Below are 15,976 nucleotides of genomic sequence, written 5' to 3' on the forward strand. Positions count from 1 at the left end.
GCTGCGTCCATCGGTTCATCGCACCTGCGCCTCGTCGGCCAGCGGGGTGCGCGGGATCCGGCCGGTGACCGGGTCGGCCAGCCGGGCCGGCATGGCGAAGACCACGTCCTCGGGCATCGCCTGCTGCAACTCCACGTCGCCGTGACCGAGTTCGGCCAGCAGGGCGAGGAGCCCGCGGACGAGGACCTCGGGCGCGCTGGCCCCGGCGCTGACGCCGATGCTCGCCACGCCGTCCAGCCAGGCCTCCTGGAAGTGGTCCCGGTCGGGGACGAGGTGGGCCCGGCAGCCGTGCTCGCGCGCCACCTCGACCATGCGCAGCGAGTTGCTGGAGTTGCCGGATCCCACGACGAGGACCAGGTCGTGACGGCGTGCCAGGTCCTTGACGGCGTTCTGCCGGTTCTGGCTCGCGTAGCAGATGTCGTCACCGCCGGGGGCGACGATGTCCCGGAACCGCGCGCGGAGCGCCTCGACCACCTTGGCGGTCTCGTCGAAGGACAGGGTGGTCTGGGTCAGGAAGGCCACCGGGGTGTCGTCCGGCAGGCCGAGCCGGGCCACGTCGTCCACCGTCTCGACCACGACGGTGCGTTCGGGCGCCTCGCCGAGGACGCCGTCGACCTCCTCGTGGCCGGCGTGGCCGACCAGCAGTATGGTGCGGCCGTCGCGGGCGAAGCGCAGGGCTTCCTGGTGCACCTTGGCCACCAGCGGGCAGGTGGCGTCGATGACCTCCAACCGGCGCCGGTCCGCGCCGCTCCGGACCGCCGGGGAGACACCGTGCGCGGAGAAGACGCACACGGCGCCGTGCGGGACGTCCTCCTCGCTGTCCACGAAGACCGCGCCGCGCTTCTCCAGTTCGGAGACGATGTAGTGGTTGTGCACGATCTCCTTGCGCACGTACACCGGTGCGCCGTGCAGGTCCAGGGCCCGCTCCACGATCCCGATCGCCCGCCGTACACCGGCGCAGAAGCCGCGCGGCTGGGCCAGGACGACCTTCCCGCCCCGGCTCACGCGGCGTCACCCCCGCCGAGGCGCGGCGAGGGGACCGCTCCCACGGTGGGGCGCCCGGTGCGGGTGCTGATGCGCAGCCGCAGCCTGCGGGGGTGGTAGACGGTGGCCAGCGGGACCGGCCGGACGTCGGCGTCGGGCTCGCAGGTGATCCGCCACTTGCCGAGGATGGTGGCGAGACCGAGGGCGGCCTCGGTGCGGGCGTACAGGTCGCCGATGCACTTGCGGGCGCCGGTACCGAACGGCATGAACGCCTGCCGGGCGAGCGGGTTGACCCGGTCCGGCAGCCAGCGGTCGGGGTCGAAGCGGTGCTCGTCGGGGTAGGCCTCCTCGTTCAGCGCCACCGCGGCGGGGCTGAAGACGATGGTGGTCCCCTTCGGCAGGTGCCGGCCCGCCAGTTCGGTGTCGGCGGCGGTGAGCCGGGTGAACAGCCAGGCCGGCGGGTGCAGTCGGAGGGTCTCGCTGATGATCCGGTCGGTCAGCGAGAGGTTCGGCAGGTCGTCCCACTGCGGTGCCCGGCCGCCGAGGACGGTGTCGATCTCCTCGTACAGTGCGGCCTCGATGTCGGGGTGCTGGGACAGCAGGTGGAAGATCCAGGTGAGGGTGCCGGCGACGGTCTCGGTGCCGGCCGCCATGACGGTGATGACCTGGTCGTGGATCTCGGTGTCGTCCAGCCGGCTGCCGTCCTCGTCGCGCGAGGCGAGCAGGGCGGAGAGCAGGTCGTCGTGTTCGGCGTCGTCACTGCGGTAGTCGTCGATGAGCTGCTGGGTGGTCGCGTGCAGGTAGTCCAGGTTGCGGCGGTAGCGCCGGTTGGCCGGGGTGGGCAGGCGGCGCAGGAAGCGGGGCAGGAACATCTGCCGGAACAGCCCGTTGAGCACGGTGTCGAAGGCGCGTTCCACGCCGTCGGCGAGTTCCTTGCTGACGGGGGTGGAGTACAGGGTGCGGGCCACCGTGCGCAGGGCCATGCCGTACAGCTCCTGGAAGGCGTCGACGACCATGCCGTCGTGCCAGCGGTCGGAGGTGGCCTCGATCTCGGCGTGCATGGCGGTGGCGTAGCGCTTGAGCTGGGAGCGCTGGAAGGCCGACTGCATCAGTCGGCGCTGTCGGCGGTGGTCCTTGAACGGGCAGGTGACCAGGCCGTTTCCGGCGATGTCACGGGCCCGGTCGTAGAAGACGCCGCCCTTGTCGTAGGTGCGGTCGTTGGTCAGCACGTCGCGCAGCAGTCCGGGATGGCAGGGGACGTAGGCGGAGGTCGGACCTATCTTGATCTTCACCAGGTCGCCGTGGGCGGACAGCGAGGACATGAAGCGGACGGGCTGGCGCATCATCTGCAGGGCGTGGCCGACGACCGGGACCGCCCCGGGGGCCGTCCCGGCGCTGTAGGTCTGCTGGGGCATCGCAACCTCACATCGGGTGGGTGGTTGGGGGGCTAGCGGCTGCTGCCGAGTTCTTCGAGGTAGCCCTGGACGCTGGCGGCCACCGCGAACTCGGCGTCGTAGCGGCCCGAGGAGCGGTGCCAGTCGTAGGAGCCGCGGATCACCGTGCGCACGGCGTCGGTGCGGTAGCGCTCCACGGCCTCGCGCTCGGCGGCGTCGAGGTCGTAGATGTCGCACACCTTGGACAGGCAGCTCTCCAGCAGGAGGTACTGGGAGAGGCGGGCGTGGACCTCGTCCTGGAGGTGGGCGATGCTGCGGCCCTTCGGCCAGCCGTGCTCCCGCTGCAGGATGAAGACCAGGTTGTTCCGCTCGCCCCGGGCCTCCTCCTTCTCCAGTGACGCGATGTCGTTGAACATCAGGTTGACGTCGATGGCGATCTGCAGCATCGCGGAGAGCACCGCGCTGTCGAAGACCCGCTGGGGCACCTCGAAGTGCCCGGCGGCCTCGGCCATGTCCACGGTGGGCTGGACTCCGATGGTCTGCCGGCGTACGGCCAGGTACTGGGCGGCGCAGTCGTAGGGGGTGTCGTGGAAGCGGCTGAGGGCCTCGTCGACGTATCCGGTGAAGTAGTTGCGCCAGTGCCGTGCGCTGCGTGCGCGCCAGGAGGGGGACATGCCCGCGCAGCTGCGGTGCCAGATGTCGGCGAAGCCGTGCGCGATGGGCGGTGCGGTGTCGGGCAGCGGGCCGTCGAGGGCGGCCGCCACCGCGTCGGTGAGGCTGCGGGTCTCCTCCGGGTCCTCGCCGCGCGGTCCGTCGAAGAGGTCGTCGAAGAGGAAGAACCACGACATCAGGTCGACGCCCAGGTCGAGGTCGGCGCCGGCGGTGTGCGGGTAGAAGCGCGAGGCCAGGTCGGCGTAGGCGCCGCGCAGATGACGTGTGGCGGCGGCCTCGGTGGTGATGAGGCCCAGGGAACGCGGCCACTCCAACTGGTGGGCCTCGGCGCGGCGGTGGTCGGGGCTCTGCCGACCGGGCAGCGGTATTCGGAAGTCGACGTCCTGCGGCATGGTGATCTCCGTGGTGGGGCGCTGGGGAAAGCGGCGGTGGCGTGGGGCGGCGGGTCATGTCCCGCGGGAGGACGACCGGGCGGCGCTGCCCTACGGCGGATACGGACGGGTGGGGGGAGACCGCGGGCCACGCTGCCCACGGCGGGAGGGAGGCTCCGGGGCGACGCTGCCCGCGGAGCCGGGGCCTGCCTGCCGGCACCGTCGCCCTCGGGGGTGGCGGCGGGGCCTCGGCCCGTGTCCCTCACGGTCCCCGACAGTGCTGACAGATCTCTTACGGGGACTGGTCCGGCCGGACTTCTCACACCTCGCGGCGGACGATGAACCGCCCGACCGCGAGCAACTCCTCACACGCCCCGGCGTCCAGACCGGCACCGCGCAGCGCCGCCTCGCCCAGCGCCATCCGGCGGGCCGCCTCGGCCTGGGCCCAGGCGCGACCGCCTGCGGCCTCGATCAGGTCGGCCGCACGGCGCAGCTCCGCCGGGTCGGGGTCGCCGGGCGCGGCCAGCCACGCGGCGAGTTCGACGCCGAGGGTGCCGCCCTGGTTGAGCGCGTAGGCGACCGGGAGGGACTTCTTGCGGGCGCGCAGATCGGAGTGGACCGACTTGCCGGTGGTGGCCGGGTCGCCCCAGATGCCGAGGACGTCGTCGGTGAGCTGGAAGGCGAGGCCGACCTGCTCGCCGTAGAGCGCGAGGGCGTCCACGGCGGGCTGCGGTGCCCCCGCCAGCAGGGCACCGATCGCGGCGCTCGCCGCCAGCAGCGCGCCGGTCTTGCCGCCGGCCATCTCCAGGCATTCCTCGACCGTCACGTGCTGGCGCTGTTCGAAGGCCATGTCCTGCACCTGACCGTGGATCAGCCGCCGGGTGGTCCGGGCGAGGAGTCCGGCCGCGGGTGCCGCGGTGGGCAGCCCGCAGTCGAGCAGCACCTCCTGGGCGAGGGCGAGCAGCGCGTCGCCGGTGAGGATCGCGCTGGAGGCGCCCCACAACGACCAGACGGTGCGGCGGTGGCGGCGCTCCTCGTCACCGTCCATCAGGTCGTCGTGCAGCAGGGAGAAGTTGTGCACCAGCTCGACGGCGACCGCGCCGGGCAGCGCGGTCTCGGGCCGCGCTCCGACCGCCTCGGCCGACAGCAGGGCGAGGGCGGGGCGTACGGCCTTGCCGCCGTCGGCCGCGGTCGGCGCGCCGGCGGCGGTGATCCAGCCGAGGTGGTAGGCGGCCTGGTGGCGGGTCCGGCGATCGAGCAGGTCCAGGGCGGTGCGCAGTCCGGGCGTGGTGACGTCCCGGCCGCGGTGCAGGCTCGCGGGGGTGACGGTCACGCCATGGCCTCCGCTCGCCAGGGCTCCACCGGGTCGTCGAAGATGGCCACCACCTTGCGCAGGATGCGCCGGTCCGCCGGGTCGAAGGGCGTCTTCGCGTGGATGGTGCCGAGCTGGTCCCACATGACGATGTCGCCGGGCTGCCAGGTGTGGGCGTAGGTCAGCCCGGGGGCGCCGGCGCAGCCGCACAGTTCCTGGAGCAGTTCCTTGCTGGCGGTGGGGTCGAGTTCGAGGACGCGCTTGGTGTTGAGCGAGTTGACGTAGACGGCGTGGCGGCCGGTGCGCGGGTTGCGGGCGATCATCGGGTGGACGGTGGAGGTGCCGTCCTCGGGCAGGATCCCGGTGGCGTCGTCCGGTCCGGTGCCGCCCTCGGGGCCGGCGAGGGAGACCTCGCCCTGGAAGCTCTCCTCGATGGTCTCCTCGTAGCCGGAGCGCAGGGCGTGCCGGGCCCGGTAGCCGTGCAGCCGCCGGCGCAGCTGCGCGGGCAGGGAGTCGTAGAGCGCGTACATGTCGGTGAACAGGGTCTGTCCGCCGCCGGAGACGGGGAGTTCCACGGCCGCGAGGAAGCCGATCCGGGACACCCGGGGCCGGAAGGAGTAGTCGGTGTGCCAGTCCATCCAGCCGGCGTCGCCGACGCCGATCTTCCGTCCGTTCTCCACGATGTTGGAGATGATCAGGATCTCGTTGTGGTCGGGGCTGGCGCCGGTGGTGAGCCCGGTCTTGGGGATGTGCCCGAAGCGGCGCCCGAAGCCGAGCAGTTCGTCGTTCGAGGGGTCCCGGTGGCCGCGGAAGACCAGCACCAGGTGCCGGTCGAGTGCGGCCCAGACCCGCTCGACGGTGGTGTCGTCGAGGTCCGGGGTGATGTCGGCGCCGTGCACGACGGCTCCGACGGAGGAGCCTGGTATCGGCGAGACGTCCATGGCCTTGCGTCCCCCTTCATGGATGCTGCGTGGTTGCTGCGTGGACGGGTGGGTCAGTCGGTCAGTTCGAGGTGGGCGAGGTCACCGGCCTCGCGCCAGGTGCGCAGGACGTTCACGAACTCCACCGAGCCGCCGCCGTAGCTGCCGTTGAGGACGTGCAGCTCGCTCGGGCGGCCCTCGTTGTTGAACAGGCCCGGGGTGCACGACTCGGCGTAGTCCAGGTTGCGGCCCGCGAGCCGGAGGATCTCCTCGACCCACTCCTTCTCGCCCGTGGCGGACGCCTCCACGACGTGCCGGCCCCGGTCCTGGACGGCCTTGAGGATGTGGGCGATGTGCCGGCTCTGCTCGCCCAGCATGTACGGGACGTTGACGTGCAGGCCCGACTGGACCTTGGAGAGGACGAAGCAGTTGGGGAAACGATTCACCATCAGTCCGTGCAGCGTTCGTGCCCCGTCCGCCCACTTCTGCGACAGTCGCAGCCCGTCCCGCCCCACCACCTCGTAACCGGCCCGGGCGGTGTACGGCACCGCGTACTCGGACTCGTAACCCGAGGCGAAGACCAGGCAGTCCACCGGGTACTCGCGGCCGCCCGCGACCACCGCGTGCTCGGTGAGCCGCTCGATACCGCGCCCCTCGGTGTCCACCAGGGTGACGTCGGACCGGTTGAAGGTCTCCAGGTAACCGTCGTGGAAACAGGGCCGCTTGCAGAACAGCCGGTAGTACGGCTTCAGGGCGGCCGCGGTGGCGGGGTCGTGGACGGCGGCGTCGACGCGGGCCCGCAGCTCCTCCATCTTGCGGAAGTCGGCGCGCTCGACGGCGCCGGCCGCGTCCTCGGGGCCGGTCCCGGCGGACTTCGGCAGGATCGCCGCGAGCCGGGCGGTGATCTCCGTCCAGCCATCCGCGACGAGGTCCTCCTCCGCGGCCACTCCCGAGGTCAGCGCGTGGAAGTTGTCCATGCGCCGCTGCTGCCAGCCCGGTTCGAGTCCCTTCGCCCAGTCCGGGTCGGTGGGCCGGTTGGCCCGTACCCCCACCGCGGGCGGGGTGCGCTGGAAGACGTAGGTGTGTGCGGCCGCCTCGGCCAGGTGCGGGATCACCTGGACGGCCGTCGCGCCCGTCCCGACGATGCCGACCCGCTTGTCCCGGAGCTCCGCGAGGCTGCCCGGGACTCCCCCGCCGGTGTAGCCGTAGTCCCAGCGGGCGGCGTGGAAGGAGTGCCCGCGGAAGGTCTCGATGCCCTCGACGGAGGGGAGTTTGGGCCGGTGCAGCGAGCCGATCGCCATGCACACGTACCGGGCCCGGAAACGGTCGCCGCGGTCGGTGCGCACCAGCCAGTGCGCCGTGTCCTCGTCCCAGCGCAGTTCGGTGACCGAGGTCTGCAGCAGCGCGTCCCGGTAGAGGCCGTAGTGCCGGGCGACGGCCTGGCAGTGCGCGAGGATCTCGGCGCCGGTCACGTACTTCTCGGTCGGTACGGTGCCCAGCTCTTCGAGCAGCGGCAGGTAGACGTAGCTCTCGACATCGCACCGGAGCCCGGGGAACCGGTTCCAGTACCAGGTCCCGCCCACGTCACCGGCCGCGTCGATCAGGCGGATCCGCTCGAAGCCGCACGTCTCGCGCAGCCGCGCGCCCACCAGCAGACCTCCGATGCCGGCGCCGACGACGGCGACGTCGACCTCGTCGGTGACGGGGTCCCGGTCGACCGGCTCGGAGCAGGGGTCGGCGGCATAGCGGGACAGCTCCCCGCGCGCGGACCGGTACGTCCGGCCGGCGGCCGCCGTCAGGCGCTTGTCGCGCTCCTCGCGGTACTTCGCCCGCACCGTCTCGATGTCGACGGTGCCGGCGGTGTCGGCCGTGCCGGCGGGGCCCGACGCGCCGTCGGCTAAGGGGTCTGTTCCAGAGCGTTCCACAGCGTCTCCTGCGTGGGGTGGACAGGTGAGGTCAGGTGGCGCCGTACGTCGTCGAACTGGTCGCGCAGCCGGGTGGGCGCGTCGGCGTTCGTGAACAGGTAGAAGCGGTCGGAGCCCAGCGCGTCCCACACGGTCTCGGCCACCAGCTCGGCGGAGACGGTCGTGTCGCCGGTCGCGTCCCGTGGCGCGGCGAGCCCGCGGACCATCGGGGTGTCGACCCGGCCGGGACAGAGCACCGAGACCCGTACGGGGGTCCCGGCGAGGTCGGCCCGCAGGCTGCGGGCCACGGCCAGGTCGGCGTGCTTGGAGGCGGCGTAGGCCGCGCTGCCACTGCCCACGGCGAACGCCGACATGGAGGCGGTGTGCACCAGGTGCGCGGGCCGCCCGCTCGCCAGCAGCCGGGGCACGAAGGCGCGGGCGACATGGACGTGCGCCCAGTGGTTCACCTCGAACACCTCGCGCATCCGGTCCAGCGGCACGGACCACAGCGGCATCCCCACGGGGCCGACGACACCGGCGTTGTTGCAGACCACGTCGATCTCGCCGAGCGTGCCGTACGCCGTCTCGGCCAGGGCCGTCACCGCGTCGGGGTCGGTGAGGTCCACGGTCTCGGCGCGTACCCGCGCGCCGCGCGCGGTGAGTTCGGCGGCCCGGCGGTGCAGGGCGGCACCCTGGATGTCCGCCATCACCACCTCGGCTCCGGACCGGGTGAGGCGGGCGGTGAGGGCGAGACCGATACCGCTCGCCGCGCCGGTGACCACGGCCGTCCTGGGGTGTAGGTGCACGGGACCGTCCGTTCCTCGCGTCCTGGGGCGGGCAAGGCACGGGCCGCGTCCTTGCGACCCGGAGGGGGCTGTGCGGGGTGGGCGTACGCCCTGGTCCCGGTGGCCTCCACCCGGTGGGGAGCCGGACGGAGGCCACCGGTGGTTCAGGCGGGGTCGGGCAGTCTGAGGCTGATGGCGAAGATGGTCACCGAGAAGACGGCCAGCAGGGCGAGGACGATCACCGCTGCCGAGGAGTGGCCCATCGAGTCGCCGAGGGCGAGGTAGAGGGTGCCGCCCACCGTCGCGCCCAGGGCGGTGGCCGTCTGCTGGCTGGTGACCAGCACACCGCTGCCCATGCCGGCCTGGGCCGGCGGGACGTCGGCGAGGATCATCCGGAACAGGGTGGGCCCGATCAGCGCCTGTCCGACGCCGGTGAGGGCCAGCACGGCCAGCACCAGGACCACCGGGACGTCCGGCCAGGTGACCCCGATCAGCAGCGCCATCAGCAGCAGTCCGGCTCCCTGGACGGTGGCACCGAGGGTCACGATGCGCCGGCCGAGGACCGCCGCGATCTTCGGGGTGAACAGCGCGACCACGAAGAAGGCGGAGGCGAACGGGGACAGCACCGCTCCGGAGCCCAGCCCGCCCAGACCGAAGTCGTTCTGGGCGACCAGGGCGTAGACGAACATGAAACTGCCGAACCCGATCGAGAACGGCACCATCGCGAGCAACCCCCGGCGCATCCCGGACTGCGAGAGGACCGACGGGGGCAGCAGCGGCGAGCCGCCTTCCGCCTCCAGCCGCCGCTCGACCCGGACCAGCGCCAGCACCGCGGCGGCCGCGACCACGGGCAGCGCCCACAGCCACAGCGGCCAGCCCAGTGCCTGCCCCTCCACGATCACCAGCAGGACGCAGACCAGGGCCACCCCGAACAGCAGGGTGCCGGTCAGGTCGAAGCCCGGCCTGCGTTCGGCCCTGGTGTCCGGCATGTGCCGCACGGCCAGCAGCGCGGCCACCCCGACGGGCACGTTGATCAGGAAGACCGACCGCCAGCCGACCCCGGCGATGTCCAGCGAGACCAGCAGTCCGCCGAGGATCTGCCCGGCCACCGCCGCGAGTCCGGCGGTGGCGCCGTAGAGGCTGATGGCGCGGGCGCGGGCCTGGCCCTCGGTGGCCGCCTGGATGGTCGCGAGGACCTGCGGTACGAGCATGGCCGCGGCCGCGCCCTGCAGCAGCCGGGCGGCGATGAGGAAGCCGACGCCCGGGGCCACACCGCACAGCGCGGAGCTGAGGGTGAAGGCGATCAGGCCCCACACGAAGAGCCGGCGTCTGCCGTAGGCGTCGCCCAGGCGCCCGCCGAGAACGAGCCCGAGCGCGTAGGCGATGCCGTAGCCGGACACCACCAGCTCCAGTGCGGTCTCGCCGCCGTTCAGGTCGTGGCCGATCGTGGTCAGCGCCACGTTGACGATGAAGAAGTCGACGATGGACAGGGCGAACCCGGTGAGCACCACGACCAGACCGGTGGTGGACAAGCCGGCCGGCCGGTCGGCTTCCTGCGGGGACGGCTGCTCCTGGGTTCCGGGAGCGCCGGTGGGGGGTGCTTCGCGATGAGTCATCTATTCAACCGAGCTGGGGGTTCCGGTGATCTTGGACATGATTCCCTTGGCGGGATCCCTCGCCGACTCCGTCCACGGGGTCAGCGCGTTGAAGCCGCGCTCCGACGCGGCCGGCTGCACACGGGTGTCCATCGACATCCGCATGACGGGCGGGGAGGACAGGTTCGGGACCGACCTGTGGCAGGTGTAGGCGTGCAGGAACAGGACGTCGCCCGGCTCCATGGCGGAGTGCCGCAGGGTCTCGTCCTCACCCATCAGCTCCGCGGGTATGCCGCGCACCGGGTGGCCGAACCTGCGGAAGGACTCGTGGACGACGTGCTCGCGCGGGCCGCGCCGGTGGCTGCCGTCCGCGAGCGCGACCCCGCCGGACTCCTTGGTCGTCGCGATGAGCGGTATCCAGGTGGGGCGGAAGTCCTTGTTGGGGCCTATGTAGAAGCCGTCCTGGTGGAACGGCGTCAGGTGGGCGAACGACGGGTTCTCCGCGCCCGCGGCCGAGGGGTAGTAGCGGATGGTCGTGGAGCGGAAGACGAAGACGGGCTCGCCGAAGACCTGCTCGAACACCCTGAGGGTCGAGGGGTGGTTCCAGAACTCGTTGTACTTCACGTACTTGTGCATCGCCACCTCGTCGACCTCCTCGAAGGAGTCGATGCCGATGTCGTCCAGCGTGGCCTTCGGGTCCGCCGCGCCCAGCGCGATCAGGCCCTCCAGCATCTGCTCCGCGGCGGTCCGGACGAGGTCGCGGTCGAGGACGCCACGCAGATACAGGTAGCCGTGCTCCTCGAAGAAGCCGTCGAGCGCCTCACGGTCGTCGAGCAGAGGCGCGCAGTCCGTGTATTCCCCGGTCACGTACGTCATGGGTTCCCGTCCTTGTGACATGGCCTGGTGGCATGGTCCGAAGGGGCGTGAGACCTGTCCCGCCCGGCATCGCGGGAAGGCCGACGACGGTGGCGTCGGTGGCCGGCCGGCGCGTCAGAGGGTGGCGCCGACCAGCAGGGCGAGGTCGATGAGACGGTTCGAGTAACCCCACTCGTTGTCGTACCAGCCGACGACCTTGACCTGCCGGTCCGTGACGCGGGTCAGTTCGGCGTCGAAGACGCAGGAGGCGGGGTCGCCCACGATGTCGGTGCTGACTAGGGGCGCCTCGGTGTACGACAGCAGGCCCTTGTAGGCACCGGCCGCGGCCGCCGCGTACGCCTCCTTCACCTCGGCAACGGAGGTGCGCCGGCTCGGGGTCACCGTCAGGTCGGTGACCGAGCCGGTGGGCACGGGCACGCGCAGGGCGAACGCGTCCAGACGGCCGGCCAGTTCCGGCAGCACCAGGCCGATGGCCTTGGCGGCGCCGCTGGAGGTCGGCACGATGTTCAGGCCCGCGGCACGCGCACGGCGCAGGTCCTTGTGCGGGGCGTCCTGGAGGTTCTGGTCCTGGGTGTAGGCGTGGACGGTGGTCATCATGCCCGCCTCGATGCCGACGCTCTCGTGCAGCACCTTGGCCAGCACGGCCAGGCAGTTGGTGGTGCAGGAGGCGTTGGAGATGATCGTGTGGCGCTCCGGGTCGTAGGCGTCCTCGTTGACTCCGAGCACGACCGTGATGTCCTCACCGCTGGCCGGGGCCGCGATGATGACCTTCTTCGCCCCGCCGTCGACGTGGGCGTGCGCCCGGGCGGCGTCGGTGAAGATGCCGGTGGACTCGATCACGATGTCCACGCCGAGATCGCCCCAGGGCAGGGCGCCCGGGTCGCGCTCGGCGAGCACCTTGATCGTCCGGCTGCCCACGCGGATCGCGCCCGGCTCGGCGGCGATCTCCTCGGGGAAGCGGCCCAGGATGGAGTCGTAGGCCAGCAGGTGGGCCATGGTGTCGACGTCACCGAGGTCGTTGACGGCGACGATCTCCAACTCCGAGCCCCGCGCGGCCATCGCGCGAAAGACGTTGCGGCCGATGCGTCCAAAACCGTTGATGCCGATGCGCACAGTCATAGATGTGTCCCTCGCCTTGCGCTGCTGGGTGGTTGACGCGCCGTTGCGCCGAGGTGCGATGCCGGACCACACATCACCGCGGGGCGGGGACGTGGTGCATCACGACCTTATATAAGCATGCGATATATTTCCAGGGTGACCCTTCCTCAGAACACCAGCCACGAGGCCGACTTGGACGTCGACGACCTCACCAGGGCGATCGAGAACTTCAACCGCTTCTACATCCGGCTCGCCTCCGTGCAGAAGCTGTCGTTCACGACGCTGTCGGTGCTGGACACGCTGGCCTTCAGGGGTCCGACTCGGCTGACGGACCTGGTCAGAACGGAGCAGTTGAGCCAGCCGGGCATCACCCAGCTGGTGACCCGGCTGGAACGGGACGGACTCGTGGAACGCCGCCCCGACCCGACCGACGGCCGTGCCGTCCTGGTGCACATCACCGAGGAGGGCCGGAAGATCGGCCAGGCCCGGCACGAGGACCGGGCGCGCCATCTGCAGCCCCTGATCGGCGAGTTGACGCCCGAGGAGCAGCAGACCATCGCCGCGGCCCTCCCCGTCCTCGCCCACTTGGCCGAACTCGGCATGCGGGCAAGGCAGTAGGACGAGGCATGCGTCGGTCGTTCCCGTTCCGGCGGTACTTGTACGACGGCCACCTGGGCCATGCGGGACGCTAGCATCCGGAGCCCCGCACCGAAATGGTCCAATCCACCGCCCGCAAGGAACGCGCCACACCGATGCCCCACCCCGCCCACCCGGACGACGACCGCGGCTGCGTCCGTCTGGTCCTCGCCGTGCCCCTGACCCTGCTGACCCTCACCGCCGCGTTCTTCTGCTGGACCGCGCTGACCATCCGCCCCTCGGGCCCCTGGGACGACCAGGCGTACGCCGCGATCGAGCTGTCCTGCGTCCTGACGCTCACGGCCGCGGGCGCGGTACAGGCCCTGCGGCTGCTGCCGTCGGTACGGCGGTCGGTGGGGTGGGGCTGGGTGACACCGGCGCTGGCTCTGGGGGTGGTGGCGACGGTGCGGTGGACCTGGCTCGGCTGAGGGGTCTCGGCGCGGGTGGCCGAGGCTACAGGTCTGCTCGGCCGAAGGAGGCCGGCCCTGCGACCGACCGATATCCGCTCGCGGCCCCCGGGCCGCCCGGCCTACCCTCGACCGCATGAGCAAGCCCCTAGTCGCCGTGCTGAGCGGGGCCGGCATCTCCACCGACTCCGGTATTCCGGACTACCGCGGCCCCAACGGGCTGTGGCGGCGGGATCCGGAGGCCGAGAAACTGGTCACGTACGAGTACTACATGAGTGATCCGGAGATCCGGCGGCGCTCGTGGCAGATGCGACGCAAGAACCGGACGCTCCAGGCCGAGCCGAACGCCGCGCACCTGGCCATCGCCGAGCTGGAGAGGTCGGGGGTGCCGGTGCGGGTGATCACGCAGAACGTGGACGGGCTGCACCAGCTGGCCGGCCTGCCCGCCCGCAAGGTCCTGGAGCTGCACGGCACCGCACGCAGCGTCGTCTGTACGAAGTGTCACGCCCGCGGTCCCATGGAGGACGCGCTCGCCCGGGTCGAGGCCGGTGAGGAGGATCCGCCGTGCCTGGAGTGCGGCGGGATCCTGAAGTCGGCGACCGTGATGTTCGGCCAGCGGCTCGACCCGGTCGTCCTCGGCGAAGCCCTCGCCATCTCCAAGGCCTGCCAGGTGTTCATCGCCGTCGGGACCAGTCTCCAGGTGCAGCCCGCGGCCGGGCTCGCGGGTGTCGCCGCCGACCACGGGGCACGGCTCGTCATCGTGAACGCCGAACCGACGCCGTACGACGAACTCGCCGACGAGGTCGTACGGGAACCGATCGGTACGGCACTGCCGGAACTGCTGCGCAGTCTGCGTGAGGGGAGCGAGTAGGCCGGCTCGCTCGAACGGACGCGTCGGCGGGTGTCGGCGGCCTGGTCACGGCATGGGTGGCATCTCCGGCTGCACTGACGGCTAGAACAGGGCCGTCCCCCGCTCGAAGTCCAGCAGGCGGCGCTTGCGGTCCAGGCCGCCGCCGTAGCCGGTGAGGTCGCCGCCCGCTCCGATGACGCGATGGCAGGGCACGATGATGCCGATCGGGTTCTTGCCGTTGGCGAGGCCGACCGCGCGGGACGCCCCGGGGTTGCCGAGGGCCTCGGCGAGTTCGCCGTAGGAGCGGGTCTCGCCGTACGGGATGCGGGTCAGCTGGTCCCACACGCTGCGCTGGAACGGGGTGCCGTTCAGGCGGAGTTCGAGGGTGAACTCCGTCAACTCGCCGGCGAAGTAGGCCGTCAGCTGCTTCTCGGCGTCGGCGAAGGGGGTGTCGTCGGGGCTGCCGAAGGTCTCCTCCGGCGGGCGGTGGCGCTGGCCGGTCATGTACAGGCCGCACAGGACGCCGTCGTCGGCGACGAGGGTGAGGGGGCCGTAGGGGCTGTCGATGACGGTGTGCTGTTTCGTCTCGCTCATGTCGCTCATCTCTCGGAGGTCCTCACACGGGCAGGAAGTTGATCGGGTGGCTGTCGGTCGCCCACAGGTACTGGACCGCGTAGGCCCGCCAGGGACGCCAGGCCTCGGCGCGGGCGGTCAGCGCGGCCGGAGTGGCGGGCAGGCCCAACTCCCCTGCGGCGCGCCGGATTCCCAGGTCGGTGGCGAGGAAGGCGTCGGGGTCGCCGAGGGCACGCATGGCGATGACGTCGACCGTCCAGGGACCGAAGCCGGGCAGGTCGAGCAGGCGCGCGCGGGCTTCCGCCCAGTCGGACTCCACTCCCAGGTGGAGTGCGCCGTCGGCCAGTTGACGGACGAGGGTGGTGAAGGTGGTGCGCCGGGTGCGGGGCATGGCCAGGGTCTCCGGGTCCACGTCGGCCAGCGCCTCGGGGGACGGGAAGAGGTGGGTGAGTCCGCCCTCGGGGTCGTCCAGCGGCTTGCCGTGGGCGGTGACCAGGCGGGCCGCGTGGGTACGGGCGGCGGCCGTGGAGACCTGTTGCCCGAGCACGGCCCGGACGGCGAACTCGGCCTCGTCGACCGTGCGCGGCACCCGGCGGCCCGGCGCCTTGTCGACCAGGGGCGCGAGGAACGGGTCCGCGCGCAGGTGGTCGTCGACCGCCACCGGGTCGGCGTCCAGGTCGAGCATGCGTCGGCAGCGGCTGGCGGCCACGGTCAGATCACGCAGGTCGCTCAGCGTGAGGCGGCAGGCGATGTGGTCGGGTTTCGGGGTGAGGGCGACGATTCCGTGTCCGTACGGCAGCCGCAGCGTGCGCCGGTACGCCCCGTCCCGCCACTCCTCCACGCCCGGTACGGCCGTGGCGGCCAGGTGGCCGAAGAGGTTGTCGGGGTTGAGCGGGGCCCGGAACGGCAGCCGCAGCGCGAGAGTCCCGGGGGTGCCCGGAGCACCGGTCCGGCCCTTCGGCGCCCGGGCGCGCAGCTCGCTCGGGGACAGGGCGAACACCTCGCGCACGGTGTCGTTGAAGGTGCGGATGGAGGAGAAGCCGGCTGCGAAGGCGATCTCCGCCATGGGCAGCGGGGTCGTCTCGACGAGGAGGCGGGCGGCCTGGGCGCGCTGGGCACGGGCCAGCGCGAGGGGGCCGGCGCCCAGCTCGGCGAGCAGCTGCCGCTCCACCTGCCGGGTGCTGTAGCCGAGGCGGGCGGCAAGCCCGGGCACGCCCTCCCGGTCCACCACCCCGTCGGCGATCAGCCGCATGGCCCGGGCCACCAGGTCGGCGCGCTGGTTCCACTCCGGGGAGCCGGGGCTGGTGTCGGGGCGGCAGCGCTTGCAGGCCCGGAACCCGGCCTGCTGGCAGGCGGCCGCGCTCGGGTAGAAGGTCATGTTCTCCGCCTTGGGCGGGACGACCGGGCAGCTGGGCCGGCAGTAGATGCGGGTGGTCAGGACGGCCGTGAAGAACCACCCGTCGAACCGCGCGTCCTTGGACTGCACGGCGCGCACGCAGTGCTCCCGGTCGAAGTGCGTCCCTGTCTGCATGCGTCCAGGATCGACCAGCGCGGGGGGCGTCCGCTGGCGAGAATCCGACACGTACCTGGGTCCGGCCA

The 15,976-nt window shown here is 72.0% G+C and carries 15 protein-coding genes; 3 read left to right on the top strand and 12 right to left on the bottom strand.

The window, feature by feature from the left end; translation table 11 throughout:
• Positions 1 to 15 precede the first annotated feature (15 nt).
• The 10 genes from ispH to gap form a co-directional block, all read right to left on the bottom strand.
• Positions 16 to 1,005, bottom strand: coding sequence for a 4-hydroxy-3-methylbut-2-enyl diphosphate reductase (gene ispH, locus ACIF83_RS36890; protein WP_393481491.1), 990 nt, complete (start codon positions 1,003 to 1,005; stop codon positions 16 to 18).
• Entirely contained in the window at positions 1,002 to 2,399 is a 1,398-nt protein-coding gene (ptlI, locus tag ACIF83_RS36895; protein WP_399733751.1) for a pentalenene oxygenase, read from the bottom strand. Before ptlI ends, ispH begins: the two co-directional genes overlap by 4 nt.
• 32 nt (positions 2,400 to 2,431) lie before the next feature.
• On the bottom strand, positions 2,432 to 3,442 hold the full coding sequence (gene ptlA / locus ACIF83_RS36900; RefSeq protein ID WP_393481497.1) for a pentalenene synthase: 1,011 nt from the start codon (positions 3,440 to 3,442) through the stop codon (positions 2,432 to 2,434).
• 298 nt (positions 3,443 to 3,740) lie between these two features.
• A complete protein-coding gene (locus ACIF83_RS36905; protein ID WP_393481500.1) occupies positions 3,741 to 4,754 on the bottom strand; it encodes a polyprenyl synthetase family protein in 1,014 nt (337 codons plus the stop codon).
• A complete protein-coding gene (gene ptlD / locus ACIF83_RS36910) occupies positions 4,751 to 5,674 on the bottom strand; it encodes a neopentalenolactone/pentalenolactone F synthase (RefSeq protein WP_393481503.1) in 924 nt (307 codons plus the stop codon). The genes ACIF83_RS36905 and ptlD overlap by 4 nt, the downstream gene beginning before the upstream one ends.
• A gap of 53 nt (positions 5,675 to 5,727) precedes the next feature.
• The gene (gene ptlE / locus ACIF83_RS36915; RefSeq protein WP_393481761.1) at positions 5,728 to 7,488 is read right to left on the bottom strand and encodes a neopentalenolactone/pentalenolactone D synthase; all 1,761 of its coding nucleotides are present in this window, start codon (positions 7,486 to 7,488) and stop codon (positions 5,728 to 5,730) included.
• A 62-nt stretch (positions 7,489 to 7,550) separates the two neighbouring features.
• A complete protein-coding gene (ptlF, locus tag ACIF83_RS36920) occupies positions 7,551 to 8,363 on the bottom strand; it encodes a 1-deoxy-11-beta-hydroxypentalenate dehydrogenase (RefSeq protein WP_393481506.1) in 813 nt (270 codons plus the stop codon).
• Between the two features lie 143 nt (positions 8,364 to 8,506).
• Positions 8,507 to 9,958 carry an MFS transporter gene (locus ACIF83_RS36925; protein WP_393481509.1) on the bottom strand — a complete coding sequence of 484 codons (1,452 nt, stop codon included), beginning with the start codon at positions 9,956 to 9,958 and terminating at the stop codon, positions 8,507 to 8,509.
• Positions 9,959 to 10,813: a 1-deoxypentalenic acid 11-beta-hydroxylase gene (ptlH, locus tag ACIF83_RS36930; protein ID WP_399733757.1), complete on the bottom strand. Its 855-nt coding sequence runs from the start codon at positions 10,811 to 10,813 to the stop codon at positions 9,959 to 9,961. It lies immediately after the preceding gene.
• Positions 10,814 to 10,927: 114 nt separating this feature from the next.
• Complete coding sequence (gene gap, locus ACIF83_RS36935) at positions 10,928 to 11,932, bottom strand: type I glyceraldehyde-3-phosphate dehydrogenase (protein ID WP_399733760.1); 1,005 nt, start codon at positions 11,930 to 11,932, stop codon at positions 10,928 to 10,930.
• Between the two features lie 135 nt (positions 11,933 to 12,067).
• Between gap and ACIF83_RS36940 the strand changes: the two genes are divergently transcribed.
• The 3 genes from ACIF83_RS36940 (at position 12,068) to ACIF83_RS36950 (ending at position 13,825) form a co-directional block, all read left to right on the top strand.
• Positions 12,068 to 12,529, top strand: a complete 462-nt coding sequence (locus tag ACIF83_RS36940) for a MarR family winged helix-turn-helix transcriptional regulator (protein WP_399733763.1) — start codon at positions 12,068 to 12,070, stop codon at positions 12,527 to 12,529.
• Positions 12,530 to 12,624: 95 nt separating this feature from the next.
• Positions 12,625 to 12,975, top strand: coding sequence for a hypothetical protein (locus tag ACIF83_RS36945; protein ID WP_399733766.1), 351 nt, complete (start codon positions 12,625 to 12,627; stop codon positions 12,973 to 12,975).
• 115 nt (positions 12,976 to 13,090) lie between these two features.
• The gene (locus ACIF83_RS36950) at positions 13,091 to 13,825 is read left to right on the top strand and encodes an NAD-dependent deacetylase (RefSeq protein ID WP_393481523.1); all 735 of its coding nucleotides are present in this window, start codon (positions 13,091 to 13,093) and stop codon (positions 13,823 to 13,825) included.
• Positions 13,826 to 13,906: 81 nt separating this feature from the next.
• On the opposite strand, the gene ACIF83_RS36955 is transcribed toward ACIF83_RS36950, so the two are convergent.
• The gene (locus tag ACIF83_RS36955; protein WP_393481526.1) at positions 13,907 to 14,398 is read right to left on the bottom strand and encodes a methylated-DNA--[protein]-cysteine S-methyltransferase; all 492 of its coding nucleotides are present in this window, start codon (positions 14,396 to 14,398) and stop codon (positions 13,907 to 13,909) included.
• 22 nt (positions 14,399 to 14,420) lie between these two features.
• Positions 14,421 to 15,908 (bottom strand): DNA-3-methyladenine glycosylase 2 family protein, encoded by a 1,488-nt coding sequence (locus ACIF83_RS36960; RefSeq protein ID WP_393481529.1) that lies wholly within the window; start codon positions 15,906 to 15,908, stop codon positions 14,421 to 14,423.
• Between the last annotated feature and the right edge of the window lie 68 nt (positions 15,909 to 15,976).

The organism is Streptomyces sp. NPDC085866 (assembly GCF_044541035.1).
Classification (GTDB): Bacteria; Actinomycetota; Actinomycetes; order Streptomycetales; family Streptomycetaceae; genus Streptomyces.

Coding starts and splice junctions, on each gene's coding strand:
- ACIF83_RS36960 (WP_393481529.1), bottom strand. CDS start 15,908: ATGCAGACAGGGACGCACTTCGACCGGGAGCACTGCGTGCGCGCCGTG.
- gap (WP_399733760.1), bottom strand. CDS start 11,932: ATGACTGTGCGCATCGGCATCAACGGTTTTGGACGCATCGGCCGCAAC.
- ACIF83_RS36950 (WP_393481523.1), top strand. CDS start 13,091: ATGAGCAAGCCCCTAGTCGCCGTGCTGAGCGGGGCCGGCATCTCCACC.
- ptlD (WP_393481503.1), bottom strand. CDS start 5,674: ATGGACGTCTCGCCGATACCAGGCTCCTCCGTCGGAGCCGTCGTGCAC.
- ACIF83_RS36955 (WP_393481526.1), bottom strand. CDS start 14,398: ATGAGCGAGACGAAACAGCACACCGTCATCGACAGCCCCTACGGCCCC.
- ptlH (WP_399733757.1), bottom strand. CDS start 10,813: ATGACGTACGTGACCGGGGAATACACGGACTGCGCGCCTCTGCTCGAC.
- ptlA (WP_393481497.1), bottom strand. CDS start 3,442: ATGCCGCAGGACGTCGACTTCCGAATACCGCTGCCCGGTCGGCAGAGC.
- ptlI (WP_399733751.1), bottom strand. CDS start 2,399: ATGCCCCAGCAGACCTACAGCGCCGGGACGGCCCCCGGGGCGGTCCCG.
- ACIF83_RS36945 (WP_399733766.1), top strand. CDS start 12,625: ATGGTCCAATCCACCGCCCGCAAGGAACGCGCCACACCGATGCCCCAC.
- ACIF83_RS36925 (WP_393481509.1), bottom strand. CDS start 9,958: ATGACTCATCGCGAAGCACCCCCCACCGGCGCTCCCGGAACCCAGGAG.